The 19,422-nt window shown below is 51.6% G+C and carries 13 protein-coding genes; 6 read left to right on the forward strand and 7 right to left on the reverse strand.

What is annotated here, in order from left to right:
• Positions 1–14: 14 nt before the first annotated feature.
• On the reverse strand, positions 15–1,433 hold the full coding sequence (aspA, locus tag HGH92_RS18800; protein WP_168872297.1) for an aspartate ammonia-lyase: 1,419 nt from the start codon (positions 1,431–1,433) through the stop codon (positions 15–17).
• 161 nt (positions 1,434–1,594) lie between these two features.
• Here aspA and tkt point away from each other — a divergent pair, with 161 nt between their 5' ends.
• The 3 genes from tkt to HGH92_RS18815 all read left to right on the forward strand — a co-directional run bounded on the left by tkt (position 1,595) and on the right by HGH92_RS18815 (position 5,227).
• Complete coding sequence (tkt, locus tag HGH92_RS18805; RefSeq protein WP_168872298.1) at positions 1,595–3,625, forward strand: transketolase; 2,031 nt, start codon at positions 1,595–1,597, stop codon at positions 3,623–3,625.
• On the forward strand, positions 3,603–4,349 hold the full coding sequence (locus tag HGH92_RS18810; RefSeq protein WP_168872299.1) for an HAD-IIB family hydrolase: 747 nt from the start codon (positions 3,603–3,605) through the stop codon (positions 4,347–4,349). The genes tkt and HGH92_RS18810 overlap by 23 nt, the downstream gene beginning before the upstream one ends.
• A gap of 98 nt (positions 4,350–4,447) precedes the next feature.
• Positions 4,448–5,227 (forward strand): porin family protein, encoded by a 780-nt coding sequence (locus HGH92_RS18815; protein WP_168872300.1) that lies wholly within the window; start codon positions 4,448–4,450, stop codon positions 5,225–5,227.
• A 4-nt stretch (positions 5,228–5,231) separates the two neighbouring features.
• Here HGH92_RS18815 and HGH92_RS18820 read toward each other — a convergent pair whose 3' ends face one another.
• Positions 5,232–5,537 carry a hypothetical protein gene (locus HGH92_RS18820; RefSeq protein WP_168872301.1) on the reverse strand — a complete coding sequence of 102 codons (306 nt, stop codon included), beginning with the start codon at positions 5,535–5,537 and terminating at the stop codon, positions 5,232–5,234.
• Positions 5,538–5,707: 170 nt separating this feature from the next.
• Between HGH92_RS18820 and HGH92_RS18825 the strand changes: the two genes are divergently transcribed.
• Positions 5,708–8,092: a glycosyl hydrolase family 95 catalytic domain-containing protein gene (locus HGH92_RS18825; RefSeq protein ID WP_168872302.1), complete on the forward strand. Its 2,385-nt coding sequence runs from the start codon at positions 5,708–5,710 to the stop codon at positions 8,090–8,092.
• A gap of 72 nt (positions 8,093–8,164) precedes the next feature.
• On the opposite strand, the gene HGH92_RS18830 is transcribed toward HGH92_RS18825, so the two are convergent.
• The 3 genes from HGH92_RS18830 to HGH92_RS18840 all read right to left on the reverse strand — a co-directional run bounded on the left by HGH92_RS18830 (position 8,165) and on the right by HGH92_RS18840 (position 14,270).
• Positions 8,165–9,313 carry an efflux RND transporter periplasmic adaptor subunit gene (locus HGH92_RS18830; RefSeq protein WP_168872303.1) on the reverse strand — a complete coding sequence of 383 codons (1,149 nt, stop codon included), beginning with the start codon at positions 9,311–9,313 and terminating at the stop codon, positions 8,165–8,167.
• A gap of 1 nt (position 9,314) precedes the next feature.
• On the reverse strand, positions 9,315–13,679 hold the full coding sequence (locus HGH92_RS18835; RefSeq protein ID WP_168872304.1) for a CusA/CzcA family heavy metal efflux RND transporter: 4,365 nt from the start codon (positions 13,677–13,679) through the stop codon (positions 9,315–9,317).
• 192 nt (positions 13,680–13,871) lie between these two features.
• The gene (locus HGH92_RS18840; RefSeq protein ID WP_168872305.1) at positions 13,872–14,270 is read right to left on the reverse strand and encodes a hypothetical protein; all 399 of its coding nucleotides are present in this window, start codon (positions 14,268–14,270) and stop codon (positions 13,872–13,874) included.
• A 134-nt stretch (positions 14,271–14,404) separates the two neighbouring features.
• On the opposite strand from HGH92_RS18840, the gene HGH92_RS18845 reads away from it, so the two are divergent.
• The gene (locus tag HGH92_RS18845; RefSeq protein WP_168872306.1) at positions 14,405–15,094 is read left to right on the forward strand and encodes a VIT1/CCC1 transporter family protein; all 690 of its coding nucleotides are present in this window, start codon (positions 14,405–14,407) and stop codon (positions 15,092–15,094) included.
• Positions 15,095–15,096: 2 nt separating this feature from the next.
• Here HGH92_RS18845 and HGH92_RS18850 read toward each other — a convergent pair whose 3' ends face one another.
• A complete protein-coding gene (locus HGH92_RS18850; RefSeq protein ID WP_168872307.1) occupies positions 15,097–16,602 on the reverse strand; it encodes an ADP-ribosylglycohydrolase family protein in 1,506 nt (501 codons plus the stop codon).
• A gap of 163 nt (positions 16,603–16,765) precedes the next feature.
• Here HGH92_RS18850 and zwf point away from each other — a divergent pair, with 163 nt between their 5' ends.
• Positions 16,766–18,286, forward strand: a complete 1,521-nt coding sequence (gene zwf, locus HGH92_RS18855) for a glucose-6-phosphate dehydrogenase (RefSeq protein ID WP_168872308.1) — start codon at positions 16,766–16,768, stop codon at positions 18,284–18,286.
• 4 nt (positions 18,287–18,290) lie between these two features.
• Here the strand turns inward: zwf and HGH92_RS18860 are convergent, their stop codons facing one another.
• Entirely contained in the window at positions 18,291–19,349 is a 1,059-nt protein-coding gene (locus HGH92_RS18860) for a serine hydrolase domain-containing protein (RefSeq protein ID WP_168872309.1), read from the reverse strand.
• Positions 19,350–19,422 lie beyond the last annotated feature (73 nt).

Consider the following 19,422-nt stretch of genomic DNA (forward strand, 5'->3'; position numbering starts at 1 on the left):
TTTTCCATTTTTAGTTATGCCTTTGTGTAAATGCCGTGCGGATGGATCATGTTCTCGAATGAATAGATGTCATTCCACTGTTCTTCTGTGATATATCCTTTCTCTTCTACTACTATCTGATGGATGGTTTTGCCTGTTTTTAAAGCTTCTTTCGCAATGGCAGCGCAGGTTTCATAGCCCAGCAACGGGTTCAGTGCTGTAACGATGCCGATGCTGTTCATCACCATTGCTTTGGAAACGTCTGCGTTGGCGGTGATACCGTCCACACATTTGAGGCGGAGCGTATCAAAAGCATGCTGCAGATAGGTGATCATATTGAACAGGCTGAAAGCGATCACCGGCTCCATCACGTTGAGCTGCAGCTGGCCTGCTTCTGCGGCCATGGTGATGGTCAGGTCGCTGCCGATAACGTAGTAGGCTGTCTGGTTCACTACTTCCGGAATGACCGGGTTTACCTTGCCTGGCATAATGGAAGAACCGGGCTGCAGCTGTGGCAGGTTGATTTCGTTTAGCCCTACCCGTGGTCCGGAAGACAGCAGCCTCAGGTCATTACATATCTTGGACACTTTTACGGCGGTACGTTTCAGCATGCCGGACAGCAGTACAAACGCGCCGGTATCGGAAGTGGCTTCCACGAGGTCGGTAGCCAGCACGATCGGCAATCCGGTGATTTCGCCCAGGTATTGGGTCACCAGTTCTGGGTAGCCGGCCGGCGCATTGATAGTGGTACCGATGGCGGTAGCGCCCATATTGACTTCTGTCAGCAGCGCCTGTATTTCGCGCAGGCGTTGTATGTCTTCCCGCAGCGTGGTGGCGAAAGCGTTGAATTCAGCGCCGAGGCTCATCGGCACGGCGTCCTGCAACTGTGTGCGTCCCATTTTGAGCACGTTGGCAAATTCCACTCCCTTTTTGCCGAAAGACTTTTGCAGCAGATCGATGGAAGTCAGCAGGTCATTGACTTTCAGGTACAAGGCAATGCGCATGGCGGTAGGGTAGGCGTCATTGGTGCTCTGGGAGCAGTTGACATGATTGTTGGGATGCAGGTATTCGTATGCTCCTTTGGGATGGCCCATGTATTCCAGTCCCGCGTTGGCGATGACCTCATTGGCGTTCATGTTGACAGAAGTGCCGGCGCCGCCCTGTATCATATCGGTGGGGAACTGGTCTGTCAGTTCACCGGCGATGAGCCGGTCGCTGGCTTTCATAATAGCCTCGCCTATTTCGCGGGGCAGCACGCCCAGTTCCATATTGGCCATGGCCGCTGCTTTCTTCACATAACCCAGGGCTTTGATGAACACCGGTTCGCGGGAAACGGGCACGCCGGTGATGTGGAAGTTTTCGATGGCCCTTAATGTCTGGATACCATAAAATACGGTGTCATCTATTTTTCTTTCTCCGAGGAAGTCGTGTTCTTTTCTGAATGTCTGTTTCATGGCTGAATATTTTTAGTGGTCAGGATCATTGTTTTGACAACACAAAAGTACCCCGGTCTGTAGGGGTGGTAAATGATACCAGTCAGCCGGCGGATGATTTACGTCAGTTGGTACTTTATTTGTGGCTTTGCCTACCTACCCTCTCCACTAAAAAGCAAAACATGAAAGCTATGACCATCGAAGAAAAGTGTATTGACACCATTCGTTGCCTGGCAATGGATGCGGTACAGAAAGCGAATTCAGGGCATCCGGGTACGCCGATGGCACTGGCGCCGGCGGCATTTGTATTGTGGACGAAGCATCTGCGTTATAATCCCCGGAAGCCGGACTGGTTTAACCGCGACCGTTTTGTGTTGTCCAATGGCCACGCTTCGATGCTACAATATGCGGTATTACATCTCACCGGCTATGATATTTCTCTGGATGATATCAAGGCTTTCCGGCAGTGGGGCAGTAATACGCCGGGACATCCCGAATATGGCCTTACGCCGGGCATAGAGACTACTACCGGTCCGCTGGGACAGGGTATTATGACCGCTGTGGGGATGGCCATGGCCGAAGCGCACCTGGCTGCTGTTTTTAATAAAGACGATATAAAGATCGTTGACCATCATACTTATGTTTTCTGTAGTGATGGCGACCTGATGGAGGGTGCTTCTCATGAAGCCGCTTCGGTGGCGGGCCACCTGGGCTTAGGTAAACTCATATGTTTGTATGATAATAATCATATCACGATAGAAGGTAATACATCGCTGGCCTATTCCGATGATGTGGCCAAACGGTTTGAGGCATACCACTGGCATGTGCAGGACCTGGGCGACAGGGGGAATGACCTGGAAGCCATATCAGCTGCTTTCGAGGCCGCCAAGGCGGTGACAGACATGCCTTCCATGATCCTGCTGCGTACCCATATCGGGTATGGGTCCCCCAATAAACAGGATACGCCTGAAGCGCACGGCTCTCCGCTGGGTGCTGACGAAATAAAGCTCACCAAAGAATTTTACGGCTGGCCGCCGGATGAAGATTTTTATGTGCCCGAAGATGTGCGAGTGTACATGAAAAAGGTCATTGAGCAAGGGAAGGATACCGAACAATCGTGGGAGAAGCTGAAGGAAGATTATCAGAACAAATATCCCGGCGAATATGCGTTGTTGCAGCAGTATGTTGCCCAGGCACTGCCTGAAGGATGGGACAGAGATGTGCCGGTATACAAACCGGAAGACGGTCCCAAGGCCACGCGGGAAATCTCTGCCGCATTCCTGAACGCCGTAGCGGGGAAGCTGCCCTGGCTGATGGGCGGCAGCGGCGACCTGGAGCCGTCCACGCTGACGATGATCAAATCATCCGGTTATTTTAGCAAAGAACATTATGAAAACCGCAATATCGCCTGGGGCATACGCGAACATGTGATGTGCGCCGCCAGCTCCGGGCTGCAGTTACACGGTGGCGTCAGGGCTTATGCCGCTACCTTCTTCATTTTTACGGACTATGCGCGGCCCGCTATCCGGTTGGCCTGTATCATGGAGCTGCCCGTGATTTACGTGATGACGCATGACAGTATCGGACTGGGGGAAGACGGCACCACGCACCAGCCTGTAGAACACCTGGCATCGTTGCGCGCCATGCCGCATCTTTGTGTGATAAGGCCTGCGGACGCCAATGAAGCCGCCTGGGCCTGGCATACGGCCATTGCCCGCACCAAAGGCCCTACCATGCTGGTGTTGACGCGGCAGAAACTGCCCATTACCGATCGCACCAAAACAGGGAGTGCCCGCGGCTTACAGCAGGGCGCCTATATCCTGTCAAAGGAAAAAGGAGACATGCCCGCGCTGATATTGATCGCCACCGGTTCAGAAGTGCAGCTGGCACTTGATGCCCAGCAAAAGCTGTGGGAAGAAAATATTGACGCCAGGGTGGTCAGTATGCCTAGTTGGGAGTTGTTCAGCGAGCAGTCGGAGAATTACCGGCACCAGGTACTGCCGCCGGCCGTGAAAGCCCGTGTGGCAATAGAAGCGGGTTCACCGGAAGGATGGGGACAATGGACCGGTGAAAGAGGCGTGATGATCGGTCTTTCCCATTTTGGCTCCAGTGCGCCGGCAAAAGAACTGTTCAAACACTATGGATTTACCGTAGACAACGTGTTGGAAAAATCGCGTAAACTATTGCAGCATGAAAAAGTTGATCGTGTTTGACCTGGACGGGACGTTGGCGGTGAGCAAGTCGCCTGTTGACGAAGCGATGGCCGGTCTGTTGTCGCGGTTGACACAGATAACACAGGTGGCCATTATTTCCGGAGGCAAATGGGAGCAGTTTGAAAAGCAGGTGCTGCGGCTGTTGCCGCCGGAAGCGCGTCTCACCGCGTTGTACATATTGCCTACCTGTGGCACGCAGTTTTATCATTACCAGCAGTCGTGGCAGTTGCTGTACGCAGAAAATTTTACCGAAGAAGAAAAAACGAAAATTATCCAATCACTGCAAACTGCTGTCAGTGAAGCGGGTTATACCGTAGAAAAAACCTGGGGTGAACAGATAGAAGACCGTGGCAGCCAGATCACATGGTCAGCGCTGGGACAGGAAGCGCCCGTGGATGCCAAAAAAACATGGGACCCTGATTTCGCCAAACGAAAGAAGATACAACAGATACTTGATAAATTGATTCCTGGCTTTGCTGTTAATCTTGGCGGCATGACATCTGTTGATATTACGAAAGAAGGTATAGATAAAGCATATGGTATCCGTAAGCTGCGCGATACGTTGCATGTCACTATTGAAGAGATGTTGTTTGTAGGAGACGCCCTGTTTGAAGGGGGAAACGATTATCCTGCGTTGCAGGCCGGCGTTCGCTGTGTGGCCGTAAGAGACCCTGAAGATACCCGGAGGGTAATAGATGCCATTCTGGCTTGTCTGGGTGATTAACAAAAATATTGTTTGTAATTAATCCTATAGTCGTAGCTTTATATGATCAACCGGTATGGAATGCTACCGGGAAACTATTCTTTTACAAACAAAACCTTATGAAAAAATTACGTTTAGCCGTTGCCGTAATAGCAGTGGCTGCACTGTCTCCGTTCATTGCAAAAGCACAAATTGATCTCGGTGCAAAGGCTGGTTTAAGTATCCCTAATCTGACTTCCGGCAGTTCTTCCAATCCTATTAATAGCGGCTGGAGTTCCAGACTGGGGCTGGACGCAGGCATACATGCAGAATTTCACCTTACCAAACGTTTTTCTATACAGCCTGAAATCAGATATTCTGCGCAGGGTGGTAAAAAAGACGGTAACCAGGGCTTTACACCAACTCCGGAAATGGCAGGTTTCTTTCAACAGCAGGGCCAACCTGTTCCTCAGTATTTGTATGGAACATATAAAAGCGTTGCCAAGTTCAACTACCTGATGGTGCCGGTACTGGCTAAATATCACTTCGGCTTCAGCCCCAAATGGGACCTGTATGTAGCTGCCGGTCCGTTTGTGAGCTTCCTGCTGGACGGTAAAAATGAAACCAGCGGCAGCAGCCCGATTTACCTGGACGAAGCGCACACACAACAATTGCCTTTCCCTGCTGTGGATTTCAACCATACCCAGAACATCAAAGATGACCTGAAGAAAGCCAACTTTGGTATCTCCGGTCAGGTAGGTGTGGCGTACCATGTCAACAGCAGAAGCGCTATCTTCATTGAAGGTGGTGGCAACTACGGTTTCGTGAAAATCCAGAAAGACACCAAAAACGGTGAAAACAACACCGGTGCAGGTGTAGTGGTACTGGGTTACTCTTACCGTATTAAAGACAAAAAATAAGCTGTTAAGCCAGCAGGTTAAATGAAACGATAATAATCGTTACACTAATGCATACCAAAGACAGGAGGAAGATGTAATCCGCAGCTTCCTCCAGTTTTTCACTCCTCCTTCGCTGTTTCGAGCGCATCGACAGAAAAGACAATATACAGCTGCCCGTCAGCAAAATAGCTGCCACCCCCGTAATATCATCGATAATAGTGACCTGGTTAAAATGTGCCACCTTGATGGAGGTGAGCACTATCAGACAAAACCCCAGCAGGTTGCTGGAGGTATTGAGGATGTGTGGTGATTTGTTATTCTCGTTTGCCATAACCAACCTTTTCTGTCCGTCAATTTAAATCATAGAATTGGCGCGAAAAAGTTAAAATACCGTTACTCCGGCATTAAAATACGATTAGTGGCGTTAACAGCTTGTTACAGGCATACGGATAGCCGATAATATTATTATCTTTCGTCCATAGCATGTAAACTGCAGCGCATATGAAATACCTGATCACCTGCCTGCTGGCGGCTACAACCACCGCCACAGGATTCGCACAGCAACGTCCGATGAAGCTGTGGTACACTTCCCCTGCCAGCGCTACCGCGAAAGACGGCACTTCTCCCTGGAAAGATGATCCGGCATGGCTACAGGCCCTGCCACTGGGCAATGGCAATATTGGCGCCATGGTATTCGGCGATGTCAACCAGGAACGGGTACAGCTAAACGAAAAGACGTTGTGGAACGGCAGCAACGATGATAATGATAATCCCGAGGCAGCCAAATATCTCCCCGAAATAAGAAAGCTTCTCTTCGAGGGCAAGTTTAAAGAAGCTACGGCCCTTACCAATAAAACACAGATCTGCAAAGGCGCCGGCTCCGGTCATGGCAACGGCTCCAACGTGCCTTTCGGTACCTATCAGACGCTGGGCGACCTGCGGCTGGATTTCGGTAAAAGCAGCGCTGTTTCCGGCTACCAACGCAGCCTGCAACTGGACGATGCTACTGTTCGTGTCAGCTATGAACAGGACGGCGTGCGTTATACCCGCGAATATTTTGTGAGCGCCCCCGCGAATGTACTGGCAGTAAAACTGTCGGCCGACAAAAAAGGAGCCATCAGTTTTTCCGCTACCATGGACCGCCCCGAACGGTTTACCACAAAAGCAAGCGGCCATGAACTCGTAATGACCGGGGCTTTAAACAACGGTAAAGGCGGCGATGGCATGAAGTACATGGCGCGCCTGCAAGCGCGCAACAAAGGCGGACAGGTAACATATACGGGCAATCAGTTGACCGTCAAGAATGCTGACGAAGTGATTTTGTACCTGGCAGCATCCACGGATTATCTGCCTAACTATCCCACTTACAAAGGGCGCGATTTCAGCGGCCTGACGGCCAAAGCGCTGCAAGCCGCCACGGCGCAGCCTTACGCGCAGTTGAAACAGGCACATGTAAAAGACTACCAGCGCCTGTTTAACAGGGTAGCGATACAACTGTCTGATGATACCACAGACGATATCCCAACCGATGTACGGTTGCAACGCATAAAAGAAACGGGCAACGATAACCACCTGACGGAATTGTATTTCCAGTACGGCCGTTACCTGCTCATTTCTTCTGCCCGGAAAAACACGCTGCCGGCCAATCTGCAGGGCATATGGGCCAATAAGGTACTGGCTCCGTGGAACGGGGACTATCATACTAACATCAACGTACAAATGAATTACTGGCCTGCGGAAGTGGCCAACCTGGGCGAGCTGCATTTGTCGCTGACCAATTTTATCCAGGGTATTGAGAAGCCTGCCACCCGTTCAGCCGCCGTACAGTTTGGTGGTAGCGGCTGGTGCATCAATCCCATCGTTAACGTATGGGGTTTCACCTCACCGGGGGAAGAGCCTTCCTGGGGCCTTACCACCGGCGCCAGCGGATGGATCTGCGAACATCTTTGGGAACACTTTGCTTTCACCCGCGATACGGCCTATCTGCGTAAGGTATATCCCACACTGCGCGAAGCCGCCCGTTTTTACCTGGGCTGGCTGGTGAAAGATCCGGAGACCGGCAAACTGGTATCTGGTCCGGCCTCTTCACCCGAAAACGCTTTCGAAGCGCCGGACGGCAGCAACGGTACCATCAGCATGGGCCCATCGCATGACCAGGAAGTGATACAGGAACTGTTCACCAACGTATTACAGGCCGCCACTGTGCTGCAACAGTCGGACCCATTCCTGGACAAACTGCGCGAAGCTAAAAACAACCTGCTACAACCGCAGATAGGTGAAGACGGCAGGGTGATGGAATGGGCTAAACCTTATCTGGAGAAAGAACCGGGACACCGGCATATGTCGCATTTATATGCCTTGTACCCGGGATCTGCCTTCAATGAAGCCCAGACACCGCAATATGTCAACGCAGCACGTAAATCGCTTGAATACCGCCTGCAACACGGCGGGGCACAGACAGGCTGGAGCGCCGCCTGGGTGACCAACATGTGGGCGCGCCTGAAAAACGGCCCCGAAGCATTAAAGGCTTTTAATATCATCCTGGCACATAAGTCAGCAAACAACCTGTTCAACCTGCATCCGCCATTTCAGATAGACGGCAACTTCGGCGCTACTGCCGGTATCGCCGAAATGCTGCTGCAAAGCCATGAAAATATGGTGACGTTGTTACCGGCGCTGCCGGCGGAATGGAAAAACGGGGCTGTCAACGGTCTTTGTGCCCGTGGCGGTTTTGTGGTGAATATGTCGTGGAAAGACGGCCGTTTGGCGACGGCTACGCTGCATGCCACCAAAAACGGCGGCTGCCAGGTGCGTTACCGCGATCAGATTGTGGTGCTCAATACCGAAGCTGGTAAAGATTATCCGCTGAATGCACTGCTGCAGTAATATTTAGGCATTTAGTCATTTGATCATTTACTTAATACATAAATGATCAAATGACTAAATGATCAAATAAATTTATTCTTCTCCTTCGCCGGTATTTTTCAGTTTACCTAACAGCGAATAGGCGCCTGTTGTCACAATCTTCTCATTGGTAAGGTCTTTACCGCCGGGCAGCAGCTGTACCATTTTACTTTCTTTCAGGCCGGTATTAACCGGTACCAGCGTGAAGCTGTTGCCATCTTTGGTGGTGAACACATATTCTTTGCCCATATAGCGCACTACGGCGTCTTCCGGTACGGCGAGCGCCTGTTGGTTGTCCATGTCAAAGGTGGCATTGAGGAACATGCCCGGCAGCAGGTCGTGTCCCGGGTTTTCAAAGTGGCAGTGTATCAGGCCGCTGCGGTTGTCGTTGATGTTTTTAGTGACCAGGATGGTTTCAATATCGTAGACTTTATCGGGTCTGTCTACCAGCGTCACTTTACCTCTCAGGCCTTTGTGGAAGGAGGGGATGTCTTTTTCAAACACGGTGATGGCCGCGTGGATATCTTCCGGGTTGACCAGTTCAAACATCACATCAGAAGGCATTACATAACGGCCGATGTTGACATTCACTTTGGTAACGTAACCGTTGATGGGAGAGAAGAGCGGCACCGTACGGGAGATATTGCCTACCGTGAGTTTGTCCGGGTTGATGTTGATGATACGCAGCTTTTCTCCGACAGACTTCAGCGTTACCTGTGCGGTTTTATATTCATTGAGCACCTGTTGATATCGTTTTTTGCTGATAGCATCTGCTTCGCTGAGGGTGCGTTGCCGGTCCATATCGGCCGACAGGTATTCCATATTGGCTTTGGCCGTCAGGTATTCCTGTTGCAGCTGCACATAGCTCTGGTCCTCCATGGTGCCTATCGTTTCTCCCCTGGACACCTGGCTGCCGGGCAGGAGGCGCGTGCTTTTGAGGTAGCCGCCCATCGGGAAGCTGATGGAGATAAGGTTTTGCGGTGGCACGTCTACGGTGCCGGTGGCGCGGAGCGTGGCGTGCATATTGACCATCCGTACGGTATCGAGTACGATGCCCGCATTTTTTTTCTGTACACTGTCGAGGGTAACGGTGTTGTTATCTGCTGCCGGTTTGTTTTCCGCCGGTGTTTTTTCTGCTGCCGGTTTATTGTTACAGGCGTATAGGAAGCCGGTGATGGCGATGTATATGAATATCTTCCGCATGCTATTGCTGATTGAATTGTAATAAATATTCCAGTTCAGTTTTCCGGGTGTTCAGTTCCTTCAAAACATCGATATACTGGCTTTGCAGGGCGATGGCATTGCTAATGAGGGTGCTCCATTCGATGTACCCTATTTCGCCGTTTTTATAGCTGATATTGGCTGTTTGGATGATGATATCGGATTGTTTCAGGGCCGATTGCTGATAGTAGCGGATCGCCTGCTGGTATTTCTGATAGTCGTTCCAGTTTTGTTCCAGTTGTGTGCGCAGCTGTACGGTAGCCAGTTCTGTGGCGGTAGCGGCGCTGGCCTGCATTTGTTGCGCTGCCCTGATACGGGCTTTCTGCGCCGACGCGAAGATAGGAATGCCAATACCTATCTGTGCGGCAGAGAAGCGGTGCCCGCCGCCGTAGTAGCGTTCTGCCTGGTTTTTGTCTGACTGCCATCCGATAAAGGACTGGTTCACGTAGCCGAGGTTCCAGTCGGGCAGCAGTTTGGCTTTTTCCAGTTGTGTTCTGCTGTTGCTGACTTGCTGTTGTTGCTGATAGGCGCGCAGGAAAGGGTGTTGTTGCAGCGTGGTGCTGTCAAACAGTACCACGGCGCCGGAGAGGCTGTCCACCGGATCGATGTTGGCCGTGGTTTCATGCAGCAGCATGCCCAGCTGGGTGACGGCGGTTTTTTGGTCAGACTGTATCATGTCCAGTTGTATGCGGGCCTGTTGTGACTGGTTATCGAGCGTCGCTTTTTCCAGGAGATTGCTTTCGCCGTTGTCGTAGCGGATTTTGGCGACCCTGGAATAACTGGAGAGGATACTGTCTGTTTTTTGCAATAATGTTTTCTTGGCTTTCAGGTATTGCAACTGAAGATAGGCCAGTTTTACGAGGCGTGCTACTTCTGCCTGTTGCAGTGCTGTCTGCAGTTTGGCCTGTTGCCATTCGCCTTCGTATACCTGTCGTTGCCGTTTGTAGACAGCAGGGAAAGAGAAGCCCTGCGATATCGTGAATTTATTATCGAACATGGCGCTGTTGACGCTTCCCAATTCAGCCGCCAGCGAGGTTTTGGGCAGATCAGTGCTGCTGCGCGTGATGGCTTCATAATAGGCCGCCTGTTGCTGGTTGAGCTTCAGTTGCAGGTTCTGTTGCTGCGCGGTCTGAAGGGCCTGTTGTAACGTCAGCGGACGGGCATCCTGTGCTTTCAGCAAAGAGGGGGCTGCTACCAGCAGGAGTATCATCAGGGCAGCCGGTTTCGGTTTTTTCCATCCTTCTTCAAATAATAAAAAGAGGGCGGGAAGCACTACCAGCGTAAGCATGGTAGCGGTGATCAGTCCGCCGATCACGACGGTGGCCAGCGGGCGTTGCACTTCCGCGCCGGCGCCGGTGCTGAGGGCCATGGGCAGGAAGCCAAGGGAGGCCACGGTGGCGGTCATCAGTACGGGCCTCAACCGGTCGTGGGTGGCCTGTACGATAATCTGCCGGATATTGGTCATACCACTGATTTTTAGTTGGTTCATTTCTCCGATTAATACAATCCCGTTTAATACTGCCACGCCAAACAACGCGATGAAACCGATGCCCGCAGAGATGCTGAAAGGCATGCCCCGCAGCCACAGCGTGAATACGCCGCCGATAGCGGACAGCGGGATGGCGGAAAATATCAGCAGGCAGTATTTTAATTTACGGAAGGCAAAAAACAACATGAGGAATATCAGCAGCAGGGCAACGGGCAAGGCTATACTGAGTCTTTTGGTGGCATGCTGCAGGTTCTCGTATTGTCCGCCGTAGGTGATATAATAGCCGGTAGGCAGTTTGATCTGTTTGCCTACTTTGGATTGCAGTTCTTTTACGATGCTCTGTACGTCGCGGCCGCGCACGTTGAAGCCGACGGTGATCCTGCGGCGGGCATCTTCACGTTGTATCTGGTAAGGGCCGTCCTGGATGCTGATATCAGCGAGTACATGCAGCGGCACCTGTTCCCCGTTAGGCAATCCCACCTGGAGGTTACTGATTTCGTCGATGTCCTGTTTCTGCTGATCGTCCATACGTACCACGAGGTCGTACCGCCGGTCGTTTTCAAATACCAGTCCTGCGGCGGCGCCGGCGTAGGCGGCCTGTATGGTGTTGTTGACATCGCTGACAGAAGCGCCGTAGCGGGCAATGGCTTCGCGGTTATAGTTGACCACCAGCTGCGGGATGCCGGTCACGGTTTCCACATAAAGATCTTTCGCGCCTTTTACCGTACCGATCACAGCGCCGATCTTATCGGCATAGGCAGCAAGGGAATCGAGATCATCGCCGAATATTTTACAGACCACGTCCTGGCGGGCGCCGGTCATCAGTTCATTAAAACGCATTTGTACCGGGAACTGGAAGCCGGTATTGATACCCGGTACTGCTTCCAGCGCCTTGCTCATTTTACCGGCCAGCTCAGGGAAGGAAGAGGCGCTGGTCCACTGATGTTTGGGCTTGAGGATCACCATAAGGTCTGCTGCGTCCATCGGCATGGGATCGGTGGGTATTTCACCGGAACCGATTTTGATCACTACTTTTTCCACTTCAGGGAACTGCTTACGCAGCACCTGTGCGGCCTGGCTGGTGCCTTTTATCGTGGTGGTGAGGGAAGAGCCGGTCAGTAGCCGGGTGTCTACCGCAAAATCACCCTCTTCCAGTTGCGGGATAAATTCCCCGCCCATACGGGAAAGGATAAACGCTGCCACGATCAGGAGCGCTACCGCCACGCTAACGATCAGCATCGGGATACGCAGTGTTTTCTGCAACAGCGGATCGTAGATACGTTTGATGCGCGTCATCATTTTATCTGCGAAGCTTTCCTTATGGCTGAGTTTTTTGTTGAGGAAAAGCGCGCCCATCATAGGTACGTAGGTGAGTGACAGCAGGCAGGCACCGAGGATAGCGAAGGACACGGTTTCTGCCATGGGGCGGAACATCTTGCCTTCGATGCCCTGCAGCGAGAGGATGGGCAGGTATACGATCAGGATGATCACCTGGCCGAAAGCGGCGCTGTTCATCATGGTTTTGGCGGAAGACTCCACTTCTTCGTCCATCTGTTCCTGCGTAAGTTGTTTTACGCCGCTGAGCGTGGCGCCACGTGTGAGCTTGTGCATCACCGCTTCGATGATGATCACCGCGCCATCAACCAGCAGGCCGAAGTCCAGCGCGCCGAGGCTCATCAGGTTACCGCTTACGCCGAACAGGTTCATCATGATGAGGGCGAACAGCATGGCCAGCGGTATCACAGAGGCCACGATGAGGCCTGCGCGGATATTGCCCATGAAGATCACCAATACCAGGATCACGATGGCGGCGCCTTCCAGCAGGTTGCGTTCTACCGTGGAGATGGCGTTGTCCACCATCTTGGTACGGTCGAGGAAGGCCTCGATGGCCACGCCTTCCGGCAGTGTTTTTTCGATGGCGGCAATCTTGTCTTTGATATTCTTGATGACTTTATTGCTGTTTTCCCCTTTCAGCATCATCACTACCGCGCCGGACACTTCACTTTCGCCGTTGAACACCATGGCGCCGTAACGGATAGCAGTGCCTATTTTCACGGTGGCCACATCGCGGATGAGGACAGGGATACCGTTGTTGATCCTTTTTACAGCGATATTACCGATATCCTCCTGTCCCTGAACAAGGCCTTCACTGCGGATAAACAGTACGTTGGGCCCTTTTTCGATGTAGGCGCCACCGGTGTTCTGGTTGTTTTCCTGCAGGGCGCGGAACACATCGGAGATAGTGATCTGGTAACTTTTCAGTTTGTCGGGGTTGACGGCCACCTCATATTGTTTGACCGTACCGCCAAATGAGCTGACATCGGCCACACCTTCGGTGCTGAGGAGCTGGCGCCGCACGGTCCAGTCCTGTATATCGCGCAGGGTGGTGAGGTCGTATTTGCCTTCGTAGCCGGGCTTGGGCTTTACGACATATTGGAACACTTCGCCGAGGCCGGTGGTAACAGGCCCCAGTTCCGGTTCAGTAATGCCTGGTGGTATTTGCTGGCGTACCTGTATCAATCGCTCGCTCACCTGTTGCCTGGCCCAGTAAACATCTGTCTGGTCATTGAAGACGATGGTGACAAGGCTCAATCCAAAGCGGGAGAAGCTGCGTTGTTCGATAATACCGGGAATATTACGGGTGGCCTGTTCAATGGGAACGGTGATAAGACGTTCCACGTCCGGTGCTCCCAGGCTTGGGGCGGAAGAGATGACCAGTACCTGGTTGTTGGTGATGTCGGGCACCGCGTCGATAGGCAGTTGGGTAACGGAATAGGTTCCCCATCCAATCAGCGCCAGCATAAACAAACCGATGATCAGTTTGTTTTTAATGGAAAAATGGATAATGCTGTTTAACAAAACGTAAACTTTAAAAAATTGATGAATGCAGAATGATACGTTTTCCGGTATCCCCGCAAGGCGGCACAACAGTGTTGTACGCCCGGTTTTTTAACCCGGGGAGGACAGAAAAAGTTCAGGCATCAGGAAAAAAGACCATGCTGCGGCGTAAAACGCTGCGCAGGGTACAGTAGCCTGTATCATTCAGTTATATCAGGACAAGGGCGCTGATGAGGATTTGGGAGGCTGTAAAATGACGTCCGGCAGCCGGTAGGGGGGAGGCCCGTCGTTGATGACCAGGTAATCTTCCCGGGGCAGTTCTATCACAGGAGTAAACAGGGTGACCGGCGCCGGTGGGCCTACTGTGGGAAGTGTCATACAGATAATGTCCGGTGTTTTGAACGGCAGCTGCATGTCCTGCAGATAATCATCGTCAAAAGGCTGGTCATCCACATAATGCAATTTCAGGAACGTCAGCAGGGTCATATGGTTATTCTCCTGCCTATGTTTCTGGAAATGCTCCACCAGCAACGGGAACTTGAGCAACTGGCTGGCATCGGTACTGCCAAACAGGTACACCAGTAAAAGAAATATTGCAGTGGCCTTCTTCATAAATGATTAACGGGGCAAAGATAATCATATTTGGAAATTGATACCCGATAAAAAATCGAACCGCAGAGGAGATTATTGGGACATACAGACTACTTTTGTCCTATAGCTCCTTCTTTTCAAACAGCTTCATTTTTATGACACACCAGGAAAAACATTTCACCGGCTCTGAGTTGTTACGTGACATCGTGATCGGCATGTCCGACGGACTGACAGTACCTTTTGCCCTGGCAGCGGGCCTCAGCGGCACGGTGAAGGATGTGAACCTCATTGTGATCGCCGGACTGGCGGAAATAGCGGCAGGCTCCATTGCCATGGGCCTGGGAGGGTACCTGGCCGGTAAAACGGAGCAGGACCACTACAACAGTGAACTAAAACGGGAATATGAAGAAATAGAAGCCGTTCCCGAAAAAGAAAGAGAGGAGGTGGAAACGTTTTTCGCAGAACTGGGCCTCAGCCGGGAACTACAGCAGAAAGCTGCCGCGGAACTGATCACCGACAAAGACCGCTGGGCCGATTTTATGATGAAGTATGAACTGGGGCTGGAAAAACCGGACGCACGCAGGGCTACTAAAAGCGCGCTCAATATCGGTATGTCCTACATCGTAGGCGGACTGATACCACTGATGCCCTATTTCTTTGTCAACGACGGCCTGGAAGGGTTGAAGATCTCCGCGGTGATCACCATCATATGCCTTTTTGTTTTCGGCTATTTCAAGAGCCGCCTCACCGGGTTGAATCCCCTGCTCGGCGGCGTTCGTGTAGCCGTTATCGGTACCATTGCTGCGGGCTGTGCCTTTGCCATTGCCCGATTGATTGGCGGATAATATTACTTTCTCAGGAAGGTCACGTAATAGCCTGTACGTAGTTCATAATCCGGATGCGGATTGGTGACCTGTATTTTAATGATGTGTTTACCAGCAGGCAGGTCCAGCCGGTGGCAGATTTCATCTTTACGCAGCTGGTAGTTGGTTGGCATGCGGATGGTGTCAGTCACCTGACCATCAATGCTGACCGTGGCGGTGATGACATGGTCTGCCACTTCCCTTTTTTTCGCAGCATAGCCGCCTAATACAAAGCCATTGCCTTCTATCGTGAGCGTGATCTCATTGCCGTTTACATGGAATTCTTTTTTATCAGTAGGAAGCAGGCCGGGGAAACTCTCTTCAAATGCCACTGCTTCGGGTGTTTGCAGCGGGATGATCACATTGTCATCCTGTTCTTTTCCGCCATTCCGTTTGATATTTTCCAATGCGTGACGGTAGCTGATATCGTAGGTTTTGTTGAGTGAGATGGTGGTATATTTAAAGTCGATGTCTTCTGCTCCTGCCAGCCCGTCTTTCCATTTTTGCGGAATTTTTTCATATCCTAACATAGTGCCCAGGATACCGCCGGCGGTGGAAGGGTTACAGTCCGCGTCCTGACCTGCGCGGGTAGACACTTCCAGTGTTTTGGCGTAGTCGCCGTTGCCGTACAATAATCCCATGATCACGTAAGCGCAGTTGATCGTAGCGTCGATGTTCACCGGGTTGAAGATGGCGTCCGGGCAACTGACGTCGGAAGACCATTTCTTTTGCAGTTCAAACCAGGTGCGGTGCCAGTCGTCCGGATACTGCCGGTGCCAGCGTATCACATCGGACATGCACTGGTAAAACTTGCTCCTGGCCGGAATAACGCGCAGCGCGTCGCGCACAATCTGTTTGATATCGTTGGAGACGAAAGCCTGTGCGTACATGGCGCCTACATATACGCCGCCGTACCAGCCGTTGCCATAGTTCATGATATGCCCGATCTTATGACTGATGCGGGAAGCGGCGTTGGGCATGCCGGGGCTCATCAGGCCGGCGTAATCGGCTTCTATCTGGTAATCGATGCAATCCGCGTGCATGTTGTGTTGCCAGTGGCCGGAGGCAGGAGGGCGGATGCCGTTAAGAATGTTATAACGGGCCGCCTGGTTGGCATGCCACAGGACATAACCTGCATGGGCAAACGCCTGTGCGAAGGAGTCGGCCGGTGCATCGAGGCCGTGGCGCTCCATCACATCTACGAAGGTGAGGTCCATGTACAGGTCATCATACAGGCCGGGGAAGCTGTCCATCACTTCCTTTACGTAGCCTTTGTGCCATTCCAGCGGTTGGTAGTCCTGGATAAAGGTGCCGTTGTACCGGAATTCATAGGGGCCTCCGAAGGTAACGCCGATGGTTTGTCCGGCCCATCCGCCCTTGATCTTATCCTGTAGTGTTTTTTTCGGTAAAGTAATTGTTTTGGGTGTTTGGGCCGCCAGGCCAAGGCAGCCCGCCAGGCATGCCAATAACAGTATAACATGTGTTTTCATGAGCGATGGAAATTGTTACCAGGAGATGAATATAATATTTATAAATTATTTTAAAAACTATGTTTTTATTAGGAAAAAAAATATGAATATAAAAACGTGATACTCATCCGCCAGACTGTAAAACTGTTGCGGGCATCTCCTGAAAATGGACTACTTTCAGGATATGAAACCTAGAAAAGCATATCCTGCCGCCATCACAATTTTCGGCGCCAAGGGCGATCTTACCCGTCGTAAGCTGATCCCGGCGCTGTATAATTTGTTTATAGAGAACCATCTTCCCGCTTTGTTCGAGATCTTCTGTGTGGATTTTCAGACAGTAGATGAAGCTGCATTTAAAAACGACCTGCTTGCCGGTGTGAATGAATTCAGTCGCAATGGCAAGGCGGAACCGTCGAAATGGGCCGACTTTGCCGCACGTATCAGTTATCTGCAAGGGGATTTCACCAAAAAAGAAACCTATGTCTCCCTGAAATCAAAAGTGGAAGACTTTGAGAAAAGCGGCAAGCAGCGGGGCAACCGTATGTTTTATTTCGCTGTGGCGCCACGGTTTATAGAAGTGATCGCCGAAGCGTTGTACACCCGCAAATTGTGCAGCAATAAAGTGCATGACCGCATCGTGGTGGAAAAGCCGTTCGGTACCGACCTGGACACTGCGAAGAAACTGAACCGCTTTCTTACCAAACGGTTTTCAGAGAAACAGATATACCGAATTGATCACTACCTGGGCAAGGAAACGGTGCAGAACATTATGGCGTTCCGTTTCGCCAATTTCGTATTTGAGCCGTTATGGAATAAAAACTACATCGATCATATACAAATCAGTGTAGCCGAACAGGTGAGTGTGGGCAAACGCGGCGGCTACTACGACGCTGCCGGCGCCATGCGCGATATGATACAAAACCACCTGATGCAGCTGCTGTGTATCGTGGCCATGGAATGCCCCGGCGCTTATAAGGCCGAAGCTATCCGTGATGCCAAAACCAAAGTGCTGAAAAATATCCGTCCTTTTACCACGCCACAGGTATTTAAAAATGTGGTGCGGGCACAATATACCGCCGGAGAGGTGGACGATGTGCCCAAAATCGCTTATCGCCAGGAGGAGCAGGTATCACCAGAATCGACTACCGAAACATTCGTGGCGCTGAAGATGATGATCGACAACCCCCGCTGGGAGGGAGTTCCTTTCTTCCTGCGCACGGGCAAGTCCATGGCGCGGCAGTCTTCCGTGATCGTGGTGCAGTTCAAGGATTCACCGCATAAGATCTTCAAAGACGACATCGTTCCCAACAGGCTGATCATCAGCATACAGCCGGAGCTGGAAATCAGCCTGCTGTTTGAAAGCAAGGTGCCAGGCCTGCAAATGAAGCTGGTACCGGTGGAGATGGACTTTACTTACCAGGAAGCCTATACGGAGTCGCTCCCGGAAGCGTACGAAGCGCTGCTGCTGGACGTGCTGCAGGGCGATGCCACGCTCTTTATGCGTGCCGACCAGGTGGAAGCTGCCTGGAAAGTGGTGATGCCTATTCTCGATGCCTGGAAGAAATCACCGTCCAAACAGTTACATTTTTATGAATCCGGTACCTGGGGGCCCGCTGCTGCCGGCAATCTGCTGAAACCATACGCCAAAGAGTGGTACAGGCTTCCTTCCCGGGAAACCGTTAAAAAGCTGGCCGTTAACAAGTAACTATTTACTGAACGATATTTCTCACTGTGGTCTTCACTTTGATATAAGTGGGGGCCGTAGTGAGATAGCCGTCATTGATAATGAAGGTGAAGATCATGCCCGTTATCTTTTTGGGGTAGTTGATCCACGGAGCGCTGCCAAAGGCGCCGGGGCTGCTGCTTTCGATGATCACATCGCCGGGACCGGTATAGTCACGCCAGTTGCCGATGCCGTAAAAATTGGCGGTGTTGAGCCATGCCAGCGGATAGGGACTGTATCCCACTGTTGATCCGGTTATCTGTCCCTGTTCCATCGCGGTGACCGCCGCTTCGCTGAGCACCCGTGTGCCGTTGGTGGTCACTCCTTTATTGGCGAGCATGTCCAGGAATTTCATATAGTCGTTGGCGGTACTGCGCGCGCCGCCGGCCACCAGGGGGTTGGCGCTGATACCGTAATCTGTGCTGGTCATCCCGCAGGGGACGAATATTTTCGCGGCAGCCAGCTCACTCCAGCTTTTACCACTGACTACTTCGCAGATGCGTCCTGCTATCTGCATACTGACACCGCCGTAATAAAACACCTTGCCGGGAGGGTTGTCCAACGCCACATTCTGCGCGATGGCATTTACGGCTGCTTCCATTGTCAATGCCGGATTGGATTCATAGCCCTGCGTGGAATTGCCGGGAAATCCGGATGTATGGGAAAACAGTTGTGCGATCGTTATATTTCCTTTGCCGTTGGCCGTAAATACCGGCAGAAATTTCCCTACGGTATCTGTCAGCTTCAGCTTCCCTTCATCTACAAGGCTCATGACTACCGCGCCTGACAGCCATTTGGAGCAGGAGGCGACCAGTTGCCGGGTATTGCCGTCAAAGCCGCCATAGCTCCGGGTATATACTTCCTTTCCATCAACATGAATAACGGTATAACACTTTCCGCCGAACCTCACCGGTACGGAATCATCCAGTATTTTATCCACAGCCTCGTAGCCGGGAGTAGCAGGTTTGCCGCCGGTCGTGTCTTTTTTACAGGCCATGCCTGTAGCACATATTGTTAGCAGGATGAACAGGGATAAATCTTTCATGACAGTTGTTTGGTGATAACACTGCAATATAAACAGGATAAGTTGATGATTTATTATATGAACGTGTGACTTT

The sequence above is a fragment of the Chitinophaga varians genome (assembly GCF_012641275.1).
GTDB classification, from domain to species: Bacteria; Bacteroidota; Bacteroidia; order Chitinophagales; family Chitinophagaceae; genus Chitinophaga; species Chitinophaga varians_A.